This window comes from Gammaproteobacteria bacterium, from assembly GCA_021647245.1.
Taxonomy (GTDB): Bacteria; Pseudomonadota; Gammaproteobacteria; order RBG-16-57-12; family RBG-16-57-12; genus JAFLJP01.
This window is the reverse complement of record JAKIVC010000004.1, coordinates 41,234-57,542: the sequence shown is the minus strand read 5'-3', so window position 1 is coordinate 57,542 and position 16,309 is coordinate 41,234. Positions and strand designations below refer to the sequence as shown.

15 protein-coding genes are annotated in these 16,309 nt (G+C 51.0%); 14 read left to right on the top strand and 1 reads right to left on the bottom strand.

All coding sequences use genetic code 11. The features are described 5' to 3' along the window. Nucleotides 1-10: 10 nt before the first annotated feature. The 7 genes from L3J94_02130 (at nucleotide 11) to glmS (ending at nucleotide 8,349) form a co-directional block, all read left to right on the top strand. A complete protein-coding gene (locus tag L3J94_02130) occupies nucleotides 11-547 on the top strand; it encodes a F0F1 ATP synthase subunit delta (protein ID MCF6217555.1) in 537 nt (178 codons plus the stop codon). 22 nt (nucleotides 548-569) lie between these two features. Then, complete coding sequence (atpA, locus tag L3J94_02125; GenBank protein ID MCF6217554.1) at nucleotides 570-2,111, top strand: F0F1 ATP synthase subunit alpha; 1,542 nt, start codon at nucleotides 570-572, stop codon at nucleotides 2,109-2,111. Nucleotides 2,112-2,127: 16 nt separating this feature from the next. Next, nucleotides 2,128-2,994, top strand: coding sequence for a F0F1 ATP synthase subunit gamma (gene atpG / locus L3J94_02120; protein MCF6217553.1), 867 nt, complete (start codon nucleotides 2,128-2,130; stop codon nucleotides 2,992-2,994). Nucleotides 2,995-3,040: 46 nt separating this feature from the next. Further along, the gene (atpD, locus tag L3J94_02115; protein ID MCF6217552.1) at nucleotides 3,041-4,420 is read left to right on the top strand and encodes a F0F1 ATP synthase subunit beta; all 1,380 of its coding nucleotides are present in this window, start codon (nucleotides 3,041-3,043) and stop codon (nucleotides 4,418-4,420) included. Nucleotides 4,421-4,448: 28 nt separating this feature from the next. Then, the gene (locus L3J94_02110; protein ID MCF6217551.1) at nucleotides 4,449-4,871 is read left to right on the top strand and encodes a F0F1 ATP synthase subunit epsilon; all 423 of its coding nucleotides are present in this window, start codon (nucleotides 4,449-4,451) and stop codon (nucleotides 4,869-4,871) included. A 260-nt stretch (nucleotides 4,872-5,131) separates the two neighbouring features. Next, complete coding sequence (gene glmU / locus L3J94_02105; protein ID MCF6217550.1) at nucleotides 5,132-6,502, top strand: bifunctional UDP-N-acetylglucosamine diphosphorylase/glucosamine-1-phosphate N-acetyltransferase GlmU; 1,371 nt, start codon at nucleotides 5,132-5,134, stop codon at nucleotides 6,500-6,502. A 14-nt stretch (nucleotides 6,503-6,516) separates the two neighbouring features. Beyond that, nucleotides 6,517-8,349, top strand: coding sequence for a glutamine--fructose-6-phosphate transaminase (isomerizing) (gene glmS / locus L3J94_02100; GenBank protein MCF6217549.1), 1,833 nt, complete (start codon nucleotides 6,517-6,519; stop codon nucleotides 8,347-8,349). A gap of 275 nt (nucleotides 8,350-8,624) precedes the next feature. Here the strand turns inward: glmS and L3J94_02095 are convergent, their stop codons facing one another. Continuing rightward, nucleotides 8,625-9,521, bottom strand: a complete 897-nt coding sequence (locus tag L3J94_02095; protein MCF6217548.1) for an ROK family protein — start codon at nucleotides 9,519-9,521, stop codon at nucleotides 8,625-8,627. Nucleotides 9,522-9,732: 211 nt separating this feature from the next. On the opposite strand from L3J94_02095, the gene L3J94_02090 reads away from it, so the two are divergent. From L3J94_02090 to L3J94_02060, 7 genes are all read left to right on the top strand, one after another. Continuing rightward, nucleotides 9,733-12,546 (top strand): monovalent cation/H+ antiporter subunit A, encoded by a 2,814-nt coding sequence (locus L3J94_02090; protein ID MCF6217547.1) that lies wholly within the window; start codon nucleotides 9,733-9,735, stop codon nucleotides 12,544-12,546. Continuing rightward, the gene (locus L3J94_02085) at nucleotides 12,546-12,878 is read left to right on the top strand and encodes a Na+/H+ antiporter subunit C (protein ID MCF6217546.1); all 333 of its coding nucleotides are present in this window, start codon (nucleotides 12,546-12,548) and stop codon (nucleotides 12,876-12,878) included. The genes L3J94_02090 and L3J94_02085 overlap by 1 nt, the downstream gene beginning before the upstream one ends. Beyond that, a complete protein-coding gene (locus L3J94_02080) occupies nucleotides 12,875-14,407 on the top strand; it encodes a monovalent cation/H+ antiporter subunit D (GenBank protein MCF6217545.1) in 1,533 nt (510 codons plus the stop codon). The genes L3J94_02085 and L3J94_02080 overlap by 4 nt, the downstream gene beginning before the upstream one ends. Next, nucleotides 14,404-14,901, top strand: coding sequence for a Na+/H+ antiporter subunit E (locus L3J94_02075; protein ID MCF6217544.1), 498 nt, complete (start codon nucleotides 14,404-14,406; stop codon nucleotides 14,899-14,901). Before L3J94_02080 ends, L3J94_02075 begins: the two co-directional genes overlap by 4 nt. Then, nucleotides 14,895-15,164 carry a K+/H+ antiporter subunit F gene (locus L3J94_02070; protein ID MCF6217543.1) on the top strand — a complete coding sequence of 90 codons (270 nt, stop codon included), beginning with the start codon at nucleotides 14,895-14,897 and terminating at the stop codon, nucleotides 15,162-15,164. Before L3J94_02075 ends, L3J94_02070 begins: the two co-directional genes overlap by 7 nt. 13 nt (nucleotides 15,165-15,177) lie before the next feature. Further along, on the top strand, nucleotides 15,178-15,492 hold the full coding sequence (locus tag L3J94_02065; protein ID MCF6217542.1) for a Na+/H+ antiporter subunit G: 315 nt from the start codon (nucleotides 15,178-15,180) through the stop codon (nucleotides 15,490-15,492). Between the two features lie 125 nt (nucleotides 15,493-15,617). After that, nucleotides 15,618-16,304, top strand: a complete 687-nt coding sequence (locus L3J94_02060) for a DUF1631 domain-containing protein (protein MCF6217541.1) — start codon at nucleotides 15,618-15,620, stop codon at nucleotides 16,302-16,304. Nucleotides 16,305-16,309: the final 5 nt, after the last annotated feature.

Here is a 16,309-nt window from a genome sequence, read left to right as displayed (position 1 = left end):
GGCAAACGTTATGGCTGAAAAAATCACTATCGCCCGCCCGTATGCCAAAGCTGTTTTTGAGCAGGCAACGGATGAGGGTAAATTGGGTGAATGGTCTGAAACGCTGCAGTTACTCTCTGCAATTGCTGATGATGCTGATTTTTCAGTATTGGCAGCAAACCCATCAGTTGCCGATGATAAAATCATCGAACTGATGACATCTGTTGCTGGCGATAAGCTAGTGGCAGGTGGTGAGGGTCTGGTGAAATTACTGGTCGCTAATAAGCGCATTGTCGTTTTACCGGAAATTGCTGGGATGTTTGATGAGCTGCGTGCTGAAGCCGAAAAAACCATCGAAGCAGAAGTTATTTCTGCATTCGAGGTGGGCAAGGCAGAGCAGGAAAAAATCAAAGCAGCGTTAAAGAATCGTTTGGGACGTGAAGTGACCCTGACATGTAAGATTGACGAGAGCCTATTAGGTGGCGCAATCGTTCGTGCAGGCGATCTGGTAATCGACGGAAGTGTTGTGGGCCAATTGAACGGCCTCGCTTCTGCAATGTCTCGATAATTTCCATGAAGAGGATTAGCAAATGCAACTGACTCCATCGGAAATCAGTGAACAAATTAAGAACCGCATCAAAAACTTTGAGGTAAGCACTAACGCCTCTAACGAAGGAACGGTTGTCAGCATCGCAGATGGCGTTGCATCAATCCACGGTCTCTCTGACGTTATGTCGGGTGAGATGATTGAGTTCCCAGGTAACATCTATGGTATGGCACTGAACTTGGAGCGCGACTCCGTTGGTGCAGTCATCCTAGGCTCCTTCGAAGGAATTTCGGAAGGTGACACCGTCAAGTGTACGGGCCGAATTTTGGAAGTACCCACAGGCGAAGCTCTGTTAGGTCGTGTTGTTGATGCACTTGGCAACCCCATTGATGGCAAAGGCCCCATTGAGACAATAACCTCATCGCCTGTTGAAAAGATCGCACCAGGTGTTATTGCACGGCAATCAGTTGATGAGCCAGTGCAAACAGGCTTGAAGGCGATTGACTCAATGGTACCGGTTGGCCGTGGTCAGCGAGAGCTGATCATCGGTGATCGTCAAACAGGTAAAACCGCTGTTGCGATCGATGCCATCATTAACCAAAAAGACTCGGGCATTCGATGTGTCTACGTTGCTATTGGCCAGAAGGCATCTTCTATTGCAGCCGTTGTACGTAAGCTGGAAGAGCACGGCGCACTGAGCAATACCATTATTGTTGCCGCTACCGCGTCTGACTCTGCTGCCATGCAGTTTGTTGCACCTTATGCCGGCTGTTCAATGGGTGAGTTCTTCCGTGATAACGGTGAAAATGCACTGATTGTATATGATGATCTCACCAAGCAGGCTTGGGCATATCGTCAAATATCATTGCTGCTGCGCCGTCCACCTGGACGTGAGGCCTATCCTGGTGACGTTTTCTATCTCCACTCTCGTCTACTTGAGCGAGCATCACGTATCAACACAGCTGAAGTTGAAAAACGGACCAATGGTCGGGTTAAGGGGAAAACCGGTTCTTTAACCGCACTGCCCATCATCGAAACACAGGGTGGTGATGTTTCTGCATTCGTACCCACTAACGTTATTTCGATTACTGATGGTCAGATTTTCCTCGAAACTGACCTGTTCAACTCCGGTATCCGCCCTGCAATTAACGCAGGCCTGTCGGTATCCCGAGTGGGTGGTGCAGCACAGACCAAGATCATCAAGAAACTGGGTGGTGGTGTGCGTCTTGATCTGGCTCAGTATCGTGAATTGGCGGCTTTCGCACAATTTGCATCTGATTTGGATGATACCACGCGTGGGCAGATCGAACGGGGTCGTCGCGTCACTGAGTTGATGAAGCAGAAGCAGTACGCTCCACTATCAACCGCAGAGATGGCATTTTCACTGTTTGCAGCTAATGAAGGCTTTATCGATGATGTCGATGCCGCCAAGGTTGTAGATTTTGAAGAGGCGATGCATGCATACGTTAAGTCTAACGCTGCTGATCTGGTTTCTGAAATCAACGATACTGCGAATTTCAATGATGAGATTGCAGGAAAGATGAAAGATGCGTTGACTCAGTTTAAAGCTAACGGCACCTGGTAATCGGGAGTAGATAACGATGGCAGTCGGAAAAGAGATACGCACACAGATCAAGAGTATTGAAAATACCAAGAAAATTACTCGTGCCATGGAAATGGTTGCTGCGAGTAAAATGCGTAAAGCTCAAGATCGTATGACGGCATCTCGTCCCTACGCCGATAAAATGCGCCAAGTGATTTCACACTTGGCGCATGCACACCCTGAGTACAAACATCCTTATCTTGAGGATCGTGGGCAGGTGAAACGAGTGGGTTTCATCATTGTATCAAGTGACCGTGGTCTCTGCGGCGGCTTGAACAGTAACCTGTTTCGTAAAGTACTTAAGGATATGCAGGCGTGGGAAGAGAAAGGCGCTGAAATTCGTCTCGGCATTATTGGTCAAAAAGCTTCTTCATTCTTCCAAGGTATTGGTGCAAACATTACCTCTCAGGTATCACACTTAGGTGATACGCCGCACATTACCGACATTGTCGGCGCGGTGAAGGTAATGCTCGATGCTTATGACAATGGAGAGCTTGATCGCCTGTTTGTGGTACATAACAACTTTGTTAATACCATGACTCAGGATCCACAGGTTTTACAACTGTTGCCGGTCTCTTCAGAAGAGGTTAATCAAGAGATGACGCATCAATGGGATTACATGTACGAGCCAGAGGCCAAAATTGTTTTGGATGACCTTCTGGTTCGCTATGTTGAGTCACTGGTCTACCAGGGCGTTGTAGAAAATGCCGCCTGTGAGCAGGCAGCGCGCATGGTTTCAATGAAGTCTGCGACAGATAACGCAGGCGAGATGATTGATGATTTGAAACTCGTTTACAACAAAGCCCGTCAGGCTGCAATCACCCAGGAAATTTCTGAGATTGTGGCAGGTGCCGCAGCAGTTTAACCGTGGCTGAGCAACGATTACGTAAATAATTTAAGGGGACTTAAACATGAGTTCGGGAAAAATTGTACAAATCATTGGTGCTGTAATCGATGTGGAATTCCCACGCGACGCACTGCCAAAGATCTATGACGCTCTGACAGTAGACTCAATTGGTTTGACCATTGAAGTACAGCAGCAGTTAGGTGACGGTGTTGTTCGTGGTATTGCACTGGGTTCGAGCGATGGCGCAAAGCGCGGCTTGGACGTTGTTAATACAGGGGCTGCGATTCAGGTGCCAGTAGGCACTAAAACCCTCGGTCGTATCATGGATGTACTGGGTTCACCCATTGATGATGCGGGCGACATTGGTGAAGAAGTTCGCTGGGGTATTCACCGTAAAGCACCTGCTTACGATGAACTCTCTCCAGCTTCTGAGCTGCTTGAAACCGGCATCAAGGTAATTGACTTGGTTTGCCCATTCGCCAAGGGTGGTAAAGTGGGTCTGTTCGGTGGTGCCGGTGTAGGTAAAACCGTCAACATGATGGAGTTGATCCGTAACATCGCCATCGAGCACAGCGGTTACTCTGTATTTGCCGGTGTTGGTGAGCGTACCCGTGAAGGTAATGACTTCTACCACGAGATGAAAGATTCGAACGTACTGGATAAAGTATCGCTGGTTTATGGCCAGATGAATGAGCCTCCTGGAAACCGCCTACGTGTGGCATTGACAGGCCTGACAATGGCTGAGTACTTCCGTGACGAAGGTCGTGATGTACTGTTCTTTGTTGATAACATCTACCGTTACACACTGGCTGGAACAGAAGTTTCTGCACTGTTAGGCCGTATGCCTTCAGCGGTAGGTTACCAGCCAACACTGGCGGAAGAGATGGGTGTTCTTCAGGAGCGTATCACCTCTACCAAGACCGGTTCGATCACTTCGATTCAGGCGGTATATGTACCTGCGGATGATTTGACCGATCCATCACCTGCAACGACCTTTGCTCACTTGGATGCCACCGTTGTACTGTCTCGTTCCATCGCTGAGCTGGGTATCTACCCGGCAATCGATCCACTCGATTCAACTTCACGTCAGCTGGATCCACTGGTTGTTGGCCAGGACCACTACGATATCGCCCGTGGTGTGCAGGGTACACTTCAGCGCTATAAAGAGTTGAAGGATATCATCGCAATCCTCGGTATGGATGAGCTTTCAGAAGAAGATAAGCAGTCAGTACAGCGTGCTCGTAAGATTCAGCGCTTTCTCTCACAGCCATTCTTCGTTGCAGAGGTGTTCACGGGTGCCCCAGGCAAGTATGTTTCATTGAAAGATACCCTTGCTGGATTCAAAGGCATTATTGATGGTGAATATGATCACCTGCCAGAACAAGCTTTCTACATGGTAGGCGGTATCGATGAAGCCGTTGAAAAGGCCGCCAAACTGAAGTAATTCAGTAAACGACTCTTAGGAGGATAATATGGCCATGACAATGCACGTAGATATCGTGAGTGCGGAGCAACAGATCTTTTCCGGTACCGCTGAAATGGTGTTCGCACCTTCAGTCAACGGAGATGTGGGTGTTCTTCCGCGCCACGCACCCTTACTGACTCAAATGCGTCCTGGTGAAGTTCGCATTCAGACAAGCGAAGGTGAAGAGGTTTTTTACGTATCCAGCGGTATTCTGGAGATACAGCCACACTGTGTGACGATACTTGCAGACACTGCACTGCGCGCCAAGGATATCGATGAAGCAGCGGCTCTTGAAGCGAAGCAACTTGCCGAAGAGTCGATGAGTGATCGTAAAACGGGTATCGACTATACAAGAGCCCAGACTCAACTGGCTGAAGCGATGGCACAACTTAAAGCGATTCAGAAGATTCGCGATAAAATCGGCCATTAATCGAAAGATTTTTCGATTCCCTGAAAGGGCAGTGGAAACACTGCCCTTTTTTTGTGTGAAAAACAAAGATATTTTTTAACTATTCAGCGTGTTCATGTTTGTCCTAAAATCGAGGCATTTTCACACAAAGAGGGCGCATATAGAGCGTATGTGCCCGATTGAATACGAAGACAGCCCAGCGTTGAAGTAAAAGATGAATACACTGAGCCGTTGCGATATTTTTTGTTAAACTACGACAGGCTTATAAAAAGGTGGAGTCCATGCAAAAACTTGTGGTGATAATCCTGGCTGCTGGCCAAGGAACGCGAATGAAGTCGACAATGCCGAAGGTTCTGCATACCGTCGGCGATCGATCGATGCTAGAGCATAGTTACGACCGTGCTAAGGCACTACAAGCAGATGCCATACACATTGTTTATGGGCATGGCGGTGAGCAGGTTAAAGCGGCGCTCTCACATCTTGAAGCTAACTGGATTTTACAAGAGCAGCAGAATGGCACCGGCCATGCCGTCGAAGTCGCTATGCCTTCAATTGATGATGACTCAATGGTGCTGATACTCTACGGTGATGTACCCCTGGTGCGAGTCGAAACACTCAAAAGCCTAGTAAGCAGTGCAACGAAAAGCGGCTTTGGCCTACTCACAGCTCATCTTGCTAACCCAACCGGCTATGGCCGTATTATCCGTGGTGCCAACGGAGCTGTTGAGCGCATCGTAGAGCAGAAAGATGGGTCAGCAGAGCAGCTTATCGTGAATGAAGTCAATACCGGGATGTTGGCGGTCAACTCCCACAAGCTACGCCGCTGGATCAACACTCTGGACAGTGATAACGCACAAGGTGAGTTCTACCTCACGGATGTTATTGCCATGGCAGCTAAGGAGGACGTGACCATTAACACGGTCAACCCAAGCTCTATCGATGAGACGCTAGGAGCCAATAATCGTGTACAACTGGCCGAACTTGAGCGTTATTTACAGCAGAGAAAAGCCACTCAGCTAATGATCGACGGTGTGACCTTGCGAGATCCGGCACGTATTGATATCCGAGGGGAGCTGCACACCGGCCAAGATGTCACCATCGATATTAACTGCCTGTTTGAAGGCATTAATGTGCTGGGTAGCGGTGTTAGCGTAGGGGCTAATTGCATTATTCGTGACAGCACTATTGGCGATAATGTGACCATAGAGCCTAACACTATTATTGAGAAAAGCAGCGTTGGTGATCATGCACTTGTTGGTCCTTTTGCACGCCTTCGCCCGGATACGGTACTACACCAAAATGCAAAAATTGGTAACTTTGTTGAGGTGAAAAAGTCGACAATTGGCGCAGGCTCCAAGGTAAGCCACCTAAGCTACATTGGTGACACCACAATGGGTAAAAATGTCAATATTGGCGCCGGCACCATCACCTGTAATTACGATGGCATAAACAAACATCAGACGACAATTGGTGACGATGTTTTTGTCGGCTCAGACAGTCAGCTGGTCGCACCCGTCACCATCGAAGAGGGAGCCACGATTGGCGCCGGCACTACGCTGAGCCATACTGCACCAAAAGATTCACTCACCTTAAGCCGTACGCGCCAAAAAAATATACCGGGCTGGTGCCGCCCAAAAAAGAAGCAGTCATAGGAAGGAGATAGCATATGTGTGGAATCGTTGGGGCCGTTGCAGAGCGAGATGTAACTCAAATACTGATCGAAGGATTACGTCGACTCGAATATCGCGGTTATGACTCAGCAGGTGTTGCACTGCTGGCGGATGATAACAGCATCAAACGTATCCGGGTTAAAGGTAAAGTTATCGGCCTGGAAAATGAGATTTCGGATAGCTTCCACGGACACGTTGGTATCGCACACACCCGCTGGGCAACCCACGGTGAGCCGAGCGTGAAAAATGCTCACCCACACATCTGTCGAAATCAAGTAGCCGTTGTCCATAACGGCATCATTGAAAATTTTGAAGCACTTCGGGAAAATCAGCATCAGGCCGGTTATGAGTTCACCTCTGAAACCGACACGGAAGTGATTGTTCATCAAATTTTTCAACACCATATAACAGAAAAGCAGTCACTGTTGGATTCGGTCCGATCAGCGACAGTGGAGCTAGAGGGAGCCTATGCTCTCGGCGTGGTCAGCATTAACGAACCGGGACGGCTGATCGCTGCGCGCAGCGGCAGCCCGTTGGTAATTGGTGTCGGTATTGGTGAATACTTTATCGCCTCAGATGTTGCCGCGCTACTGCCTGTCACACAGCGCTTTATCTTCTTGCAAGAGGGCGACATTGCGGATATCACAAAAGATAAGCTGACCATCTATGATCAGCGGGGCAGTGTCGTCGAACGCCCGATTAAAGAGAGCGAGTTAAGCGCAGATTCCGTAGAGCGGGGTGAATACCGTCACTACATGCTTAAAGAGATATTTGAGCAGCCCAGGGCGATTAACGACACCCTTGAAGGTCGTATCAGCGACCACCATGTTATTGATGAATCATTCGGCCCGGGTGCTGCCAAGATATTTGATAAAATCAAAGGTGTCGACATCATCGCCTGCGGCACCAGTTTTCACGCCGGTGTGGTTGCTCGCTACTGGATGGAAGCGATCGCCAAAGTCCCCTGTAACGTTGAAGTGGCCAGTGAGTTCCGCTATCGCCGTCCACTGGCTCACAAGAACTCGCTATTTGTCACCATCTCCCAATCTGGAGAGACCGCCGACACCCTCGCGGCACTGCACGAAGCAAAAAAGATGGGTTATAAACACACATTGGTCATCTGCAATGCCCCTGAAAGCTCGCTGGTGCGTGAATCCGACTTGGTAATGATGACCCGGGCCGGCCCTGAAATTGGCGTGGCATCAACCAAAGCGTTTACCACCCAACTCACCGCACTGCTGATGTTAGTCATGTCACTGGGGCGGCGTAATGGCCTGAGTAAACAACGCGAAGCAGAGCTGGTTGAAGAGTTAAAATCGTTGCCACGAAAGGTAGAAGATGTTTTAAAGCTTGATGATGAGATTAAAGCGATGGCTGAAAACTTCTCCGACAAACACCACGCACTGTTCCTGGGGCGCGGCACTCACTACCCTATTGCCATGGAGGGGGCGCTCAAGCTGAAAGAGATCTCCTATATCCACGCAGAGGCCTACCCGGCCGGCGAGCTGAAACATGGCCCACTGGCACTGGTGGACGACGAAATGCCCATCGTCGCCGTTGCACCTAATGACGAGCTGCTCGGCAAATTAAAGTCGAACCTGCAAGAGGTCAAAGCCCGAGGGGGAAAGCTCTACGTATTTGCCGATCAACATGCTGACATGGTGGCAGGTGAAGGAGTAGAAGTAATTTCGGTCTCACCCACCGACGAAGTGATTGCACCCATCATCTACTCAATTCCACTGCAACTCCTCTCATACCATGTTGCGATATTGAAAGGCACCGATGTGGATCAGCCGCGCAATCTTGCGAAATCAGTAACGGTTGAGTAAACGTAACCCTTCAGCGCGTTAAATGATCGCCTAACAGGGCGATCATCGCACCCACCACCATTGGCTAGCCTGCCCACCACTTAGCCCGAATATTTTTGGCTCTATGTGATTTGTAGTGGGTAGCGGTCATAATCTACAACCATGAACAGCGTACATTTATTCAGCATAGCCCTGGGCCTGCAAGCTCCTTAGGAAGTTAAAGATATCTCCTTTACGGATAATGAAAATGGAAGCAGAGAGCTCCATTTACATATTGGTTTTATCTCTCATTCTACTCAGGAGACCTGGTTGCTCATCCATAACTGCGCCGCACCGCGTACCCCTGAGCTGTCGCCGTGGCCGTTTTTCAAAAGCGGTGTGTTGAACTCATCATTGAATACTGCAGCGGCAATCTGCTGGTGCCCCTCGCTGTAGAGTGGCTCAATATTGGAGAGGCCGCCGCCGAGTACAATGACATCCGGGTCAAGAATGTTAACTACGGTGGCCATGGCGCGTCCAAAACGATCAAAAAAACGCTGCATTGCCGCTTTGGCTAATTGGTCACCCTGTCTGGCGAGTGTGACAATTTGCTGGGGATTTGATGCATCGGTGCCCCCGTGGCGCCTGTAGTCGGCGGCTAATCCTGGGCCTGATATCAGTGTTTCGACACACCCTTTTCCGCCACAATAGCAGTCGGGCCCATCTGGCTCTAGGGTGTTATGCCCCCACTCACCCGCAATCTGCTGGTGCCCCTGATGTAGCTGGCCATTGAAGGTGATACCACCGCCGACACCCGTCCCCATAATGACACCAAAAACTACGTTATAGCCCTTTGCCGCACCATCCAGCGTTTCACTCAAGGTGAAGCAATTTGCATCGTTGGCGATACGCAACGGGCGCTTGAGCTGTTGTTGCAAATCTTCGAGTAGTGGCTGATTATTCAAACAGGTGGTGTTGCAGTTTTTCATCCTGCCGGTGCGACTCGAAATGGCGCCTGGGGTACCCATGCCGACGGTGCAACGCTGCCCTGTTCTATTTTCCAGTTCGGCCACCAGCCGCACAATCGTTTTAATGATGGCCTGATAACCCGCTGCGGTGGGTGTTGCCACGCGCAGACGGTGTCGTTGGTTGCCCTGGCCATCCAGCACCACACCTTCGGTCTTTGTGCCGCCTAAGTCGATACCAATATGCATAGTGCCTCGCTATCAATTAACCTACCCGCGATGAGGGGCGATAAGACTTACATTTGTCGCTGTAAATGCGTATATTACGCAAAAATGTATTTTACTCGGGAATTATTTGCTTGAATTTTCTGGATAGGGGTCTATTCACACCTCTAAACTGAGCTCGGCTTAGTGCATTTAATCACTCTCTTTTTAACAGTAACTATAGATTTATTACCACATGACCCTTTTACTGATTGTCCTGATCCCTTTGTTAGGTGCCTTGCTGGTGCCTGTGGCCGCTGCCCGTGGCCGCATGGGTGCCGCGTTTATGGCGGGGACACTTACGGCAGCGGCACTCGGCCTGCTACTGTCACTTGCGCCGCAGGTTTTTGCTGGCGAGGTTCTGATAAGCAGTTGGGACTGGATGGCAGAGCTGGGTCTCTACTTCTCTTTCCGGCTTGATGGGCTGGGTCTGCTGTTTTCCTTACTGATTCTTGGCATCGGGTTGCTGGTCATTATCTACGCAACCTACTATCTCTCGCCGAAAGACTCCATGCCTAAGTTCTTTGCTTACATGATGCTGTTCATGGGAGCGATGCTAGGGGTGGTGTTGTCCGAAAACCTGATTCTGCTGCTGATTTTCTGGGAGCTGACCAGTCTAACCTCATTCCTGCTAGTGAGCTTTTGGCGACATCGTGCCGATGCCCGTCAGGGTGCACGGATGGCGCTGGCGGTAACGGGTGGTGGCGGTCTCTGCCTGCTCGCCGGCATACTGCTGCTGGGCGAAATTGTGGGCAGTTATGAGTTATCCGTGGTACTGGCTTCTGCCGATTTGATCCAGAACCATGATTTATATGCCCCTGCGCTGATTTTGATCCTGCTGGGTGCCTTTACCAAGTCGGCACAATTCCCGTTCCACTTCTGGCTACCCCACGCCATGGCGGCCCCCACACCGGTCAGTGCTTATCTGCATTCGGCAACGATGGTTAAGGCGGGGGTTTTTCTGCTGGCGAGGATGCACCCGGCCCTCTCCGGTGGTGATTTATGGTTCTACCTGGTCACTACCGCCGGGCTGATCACCTTAGTATTTGCCGCGTATGTGGCACTGTTCAGGCATGATCTTAAAGGCTTGCTGGCCTATTCGACCATCAGTCACCTGGGCTTAATCACGCTGCTGTTTGGTTTTGGCACACCACTGGCGGCGGTTGCTGGCGTATTTCATATTATTAATCACGCCACCTTCAAGGCATCTCTGTTTATGGCTGCGGGCGTTATTGACCACGAAGCGGGTACGCGAGATATGCGTATTCTCAGTGGATTGTTTAAATATATGCCTTATACGGCGGTGCTGGCAATGGTGGCGGCAGCTGCCATGGCCGGGGTACCGCTGCTTAATGGTTTCCTCAGTAAAGAGATGTTTTTTGTTGAGACCCTGGCGCTACAACGCTTCGGTGACTGGGCGTGGCTGATTCCGGCGCTGGCGACCTTGGCCGGCATATTTGCGGTGGCCTATTCGTTGCGCTTTATCCACGATGTGTTTTTTGGCGGCAAGCCCAAAAATCTACCCAAGGAGCCTCATGAGCCGCCCCGCTTAATGAAAATACCCATTGAAGTGCTGGTGACACTCTGTCTGCTGGTGGGGATATTTCCCGCCTTTACAGTGGGCCCGTTGCTGGCAACCGCTGCCGAGGGCGTACTGCAAACCTCCGTACCGGAATATAGCCTGGCCATTTGGCATGGCTTTAATGAAGCGATTGTGATGAGTATTATCGCCCTGGTGGGTGGAACACTATTCTATCTACTTCGCCATCGCATGTTTGCACTGCATGATCGCCTGTTACCAAGAGAGTTTGGTGCCAAGCAGATTTTTGATGGGATGATGCGTGGCTTAATTGACTCTTCTCGTTGGATTACCCGCTGGTTGGAAAATGGCTCATTGCAGCGTTATTTGGCACTTTTGGTGGGGGCCGCCATCACGGTGGGCCTCTATGCGGCGCTACAGCATGGCACCATTAACCTGTCGGTATCCGGCCCCTCTATTCCCGTTAACGGTGTGGCCATTGCGATCTTGGTCGGCTTGATGATCGCCGGACTTGGAACGGTAATACTTCACCGCCATCGCCTACCCGCATTGGTAATGCTCGGCGTGGTGGGCCTGTGTGTCTCGTTACTGTTTGTCTATTTTTCGGCGCCCGATCTGGCACTGACTCAACTTTCTGTTGAAGTGGTCACCATCATCTTGCTGCTACTGGCACTGCATTTTATGCCTCAAGAGGCAGCGGCCGACTCCAGCCCCACTCGACGCTGGCGTGATATGACGCTGGCCGGGCTGGCCGGTGCGGGTGTGGCGGGTCTTACTTGGGCGGTGTTAACCTCACCGTTTGAGACGCTATCGGACTATTATCTGGAGCAGAGTGTGCCCGGTGGTGGTGGTACCAACGTGGTGAACGTGATTCTGGTCGATTTCCGTGGCTTTGACACCTTTGGTGAGATCACTGTTTTGGCCATTGCCGCCATTGGTATTCATGCAGTGTTGCAAAACCTGATCATTAAGCCCAACGAGCCAGGCCCTTATGGCTGGGCGGCCGCGAAACCACCACTGCTACTAGAGGTTATCTCGCGGCCACTACTGCCGTTGGCACTGATGGTGGCGATCTACCTGATGCTGCGGGGACATAATCAGCCAGGTGGTGGCTTTATCGCCGGGCTAGTGGTCGGGATTGCACTAGTGATGCAGTATTTGGCCAGTGGTGTCGAGTGGACACAAGCACGCCTGCGAGTTGATTACTTTAAGGTGATTGCGGTGGGCCTGATTCTCTCGCTGCTTACCGGCGTTGCCAGCTGGCTGTTGGGTTATCCGTTTATGACCACCACTTTCACCTATCTCTACTGGCCGATTGTGGGCAAGTTTGAAGTGGCGAGTGCCATGGTTTTTGATCTGGGAGTATTTTTAACAGTGGTGGGTATTACCATGGTGATTCTGGCGGAGCTGGGCAAGTTAAGTGGCCCAATGGCGGCAGTGCCAGTATCGAATAGTAAGGAGCGCCGTTGATGGAGATATTGATTTCAATCGCCATCGGCTTTCTGGCCGCCTGTGGCATCTACCTTATGTTGCGTGCGCGCACCATGGATGTGGTTATTGGCCTGACACTGCTCTCCTACGCGGTAAACCTGTTTCTTTTCTCCTCCGGTCGACTGGTCAGCAACGCCGCTGCATTGATTTCGCCTGAGGCGACCCGCTACGGTGATCCACTACCACAAGCCTTGGTATTAACGGCCATTGTAATCGGTTTTGGTATGACCGCTTTTCTGGTGGTGCTGGCGATTCGTGCTTTTGGTGACCTGGGTAATGATCATGTGGATGGGGAGGCCAGTAAAAAATGAGTCACTGGTTAATTATGCCCGTGCTGTTGCCAATGGTGGCAGCCATTCTGATGTTACTGACCACACGTTTGGGACGGACGGTGGAGCGGACCATCAGCCTGCTCTCAATGCTGGGCCTGGTGCTGATTTCAGCGGCCCTGCTCAACACCACGCTAGAGGGTGACTATCAAGTATATGCAGTAGGCAACTGGGTTGCGCCGTTTGGTATTGTGCTGGTATTAGACCGGCTGAGCGCCTTAATGGTGTTACTGACCTCGGTGTTGGCGCTGTTCAGCCTACTCTATGCCTGTAACGGTCAGGATCGAGAGGGTCGTCACTTCCACGTTCTGTTTCACATGCAGCTGATGGGATTAAACGGAGCCTTCCTGACCGGAGACCTGTTTAACCTGTTCGTCTTCTTCGAAATATTGCTCATTGCCTCATACGGCTTGTTACTGCATGGCGGTGGTCCATTACGCAGTCGCGCCGGGCTTCATTATGTCATTCTTAACCTTGCCGGGTCAGCGCTTTTTTTGGTGGCGATTGGCGTGCTTTATGGCATGCTGGGGACACTCAATATGGCCGACTTGGCGGTTAAGGTCGCTCAAGCAGAACCTGAGCAGTTACGATTGATCCACATATCTGCGCTGTTATTAATGGTGGTGTTTGGGCTGAAGGCGGCCCTGTTGCCACTCTATTTTTGGCTGCCGAGCGCCTACAGTGCGGCATCCCCTGCGGTTGCAGCACTGTTTGCGATTATGACCAAGGTGGGTATCTACTCCATTATCCGTATGTTCATGCTGGTGTTTGGTATCGAGGCGGGAGTACTCAGCCACCTGGCTCAACCGTGGTTATTACCATTGGGGCTGGTTACACTGGCACTGGGTGCTTTCGGGGTGCTAGCTTCGAGTTGTCTGCGTCGACAGGTCGCTTATCTGGTGGTGGTGTCGGTGGGAACCCTGATGGCGGGTGTGGGACTGCTCACGGTAGAGTCGCTGGCCGCCTCACTCTATTATCTGTTGCACTCCACCCTGATCACTGGCGGAATGTTTTTATTGGCCGATGTTATTGCCCGACAACGGGGCGATGTGGGTAGTCAGCTGCGCCTTGGGCCAACCGTAACGCAGCCACTGCTGTTATCGACTCTATTTTTCATCGGTGCGCTAGCGGTGGTGGGTTTGCCCCCTTTAAGTGGCTTTATTGGTAAGCTGCTGTTGCTGCAAGCTGCGGTGAATGAGCCTGGTATGGCGTGGTTCTGGTCCGTTATATTAATTGCCAGCTTTTTTGCCTTGATCGCTTTAAGCCGCACCGGCAGTGCGCTGTTTTTGAAAACGGATGACCAAGCAATCACGGGGGTGCGGGTTGAGTCAGTCTCGCTGATTGCGGTAGTGGCACTGCTGCTCGCCAGCCCATTGTTAGCATTGTATGGCGATGCCGTGAGCAGCTTTACCACCGATGCGGCAGAGCAGTTAATGCAGCCGATGTACTACATAGAGGGAGTTTTAGGTTCACAGCAACTCCCCGCTGCGGCTGCGGAGGTGGTGCAATGAAACTCCTGAAACGCCTGCTACCCCACCCCATTTTCAGCTTGGTTTTACTGGTGGTATGGCTACTACTCAACAACACGCTATCAGCGGGGCATATTCTGTTGGGTTCGGTGATCGCACTGGTGTTGCCCTGGGCCACAGCGGGCTTCTGGGCGGAGCAGCTTCACTTGCATAAACCAGGGCTTGCAATCAAATTTCTACTGCTGGTGTTGTGGGACATTACAGTGGCCAATATACAAGTGGCGAAGCTGATTCTGAGTCCTCGCCGCAAACTGCGTCCGGCATTTGTCCACTACCCGCTCGATATGGATAATGAGTTTGCGATCACCGTGCTGGCGGCTACCATATCATTGACACCTGGCACCGTATCAATTGATGTGAATGATGATCACAGTATGTTGCTGCTACACGGTCTGGATGTGGACGACGAGGCCGCTTTGATTGCAGAGATTAAGAGCCGCTACGAAGCCCCCATCAAGGAGATTTTCGGATGTTAGCCACTGTCATATTGATTGCTATGGTGCTGATGATTCTGGCGCTGATCCTTAATATCTGGCGTGTGGTGGTCGGCCCGGATATCACCGATCGTATTTTGGCGCTGGATACTCTCTATATTAATTCTATTGGCCTATTGGTGCTGCTGGGTATTCACATGGCCAGCACTGCCTATTTTGAGGCGGCACTGCTGATTGCCATGATCGGCTTTATCGGCACCACCGCGCTGTGCAAATATCTATTGCGCGGCGATATTATCGAATAGGAGGGGAGATAAAATGATCGATGCTATTATTTCAATTTTCTTGATCTTCGGTGCAGGCTTTGCGCTGGTTGGCTCTATTGGCCTGGTGCGCCTACCCGATTTTTATACCCGCCTCCATGGCCCCACCAAAGCCACCACCCTGGGCCTGGGTGGTTTGTTGATCGCATCAATGATCTACTTTACGAGCCGGGGTGAAGTGAGCCTGCATGAGCTGCTAGTAACCATGTTCCTGTTTATGACTGCCCCCGTTAGCGCCCACCTTCTCGCCAAAGCCGCTCTGCACCGGCGAGTACGCTCTGAAATAGAGCTGCCCAAGCATGATAAGTAACTCGCCATCTGTGTGATGGCGGTCACATCTTCACCATCAACGACTACAACAAATACCAAAGCGGACGAAACCCTAAGCAGTGGATAGTAAACTGTTGGACAACCGTCAGGTTGCAAGGTGGGGATATGTCATTACCAGAATTAATGCCCGTTGAAGAGTTGTTTGCCTATGACCCAAGCAGGGCCGGAACAGAGGTGAGCTTTGACCAATCAGAACTTGAGTGCGCTCGCGCTATTGTTGATCAGGAGCTATCGATTCGTTTTGATGAATCGGTTCTGCCTGAAGAGGTAGTTTCACTGCTGAACGATGCCTGGAAAGAGGTATTGGCGGCAATCTACATCGAAGAGGGGTTCGGTAGCCTACGCTGGATTTTGGCGATGGAGATCACCGATGAGCTGGTCTGGACACTTCAGCCCAAGCAGAATCTAGCCGAGCGCACCAAGATGATCGGGCTGTTGCCCACCTTAGTGAAAGTGCTGCGCCAAGGCCTGGCATCTGTGAAGTGGGATCAGCAGCAGACGAAACAGCTGTTAGATGATCTCTCGTGCCACCACATGCTGATTTTGCGCGGTGGCAAGCTGCGCCAACCACACAATAAAGTATCAGCCGCCGCTACCGAGCAGACTGAAGCGCTCCCTGAAGAAAGCAGTGCCACAGATAAAAAAGGGTGGCATTACCGGGCCGATATCAATGAGTGGGTCTACCAGGATGAAGCGGCTCAGCCGCTGGGAGCCTCAAGTGTGGATATTCCGGCAGCCATCAAGAAAACCCGCCATACACGTACCCGTAAAGTTGGCTATGGTGACCGTTAAGTAGC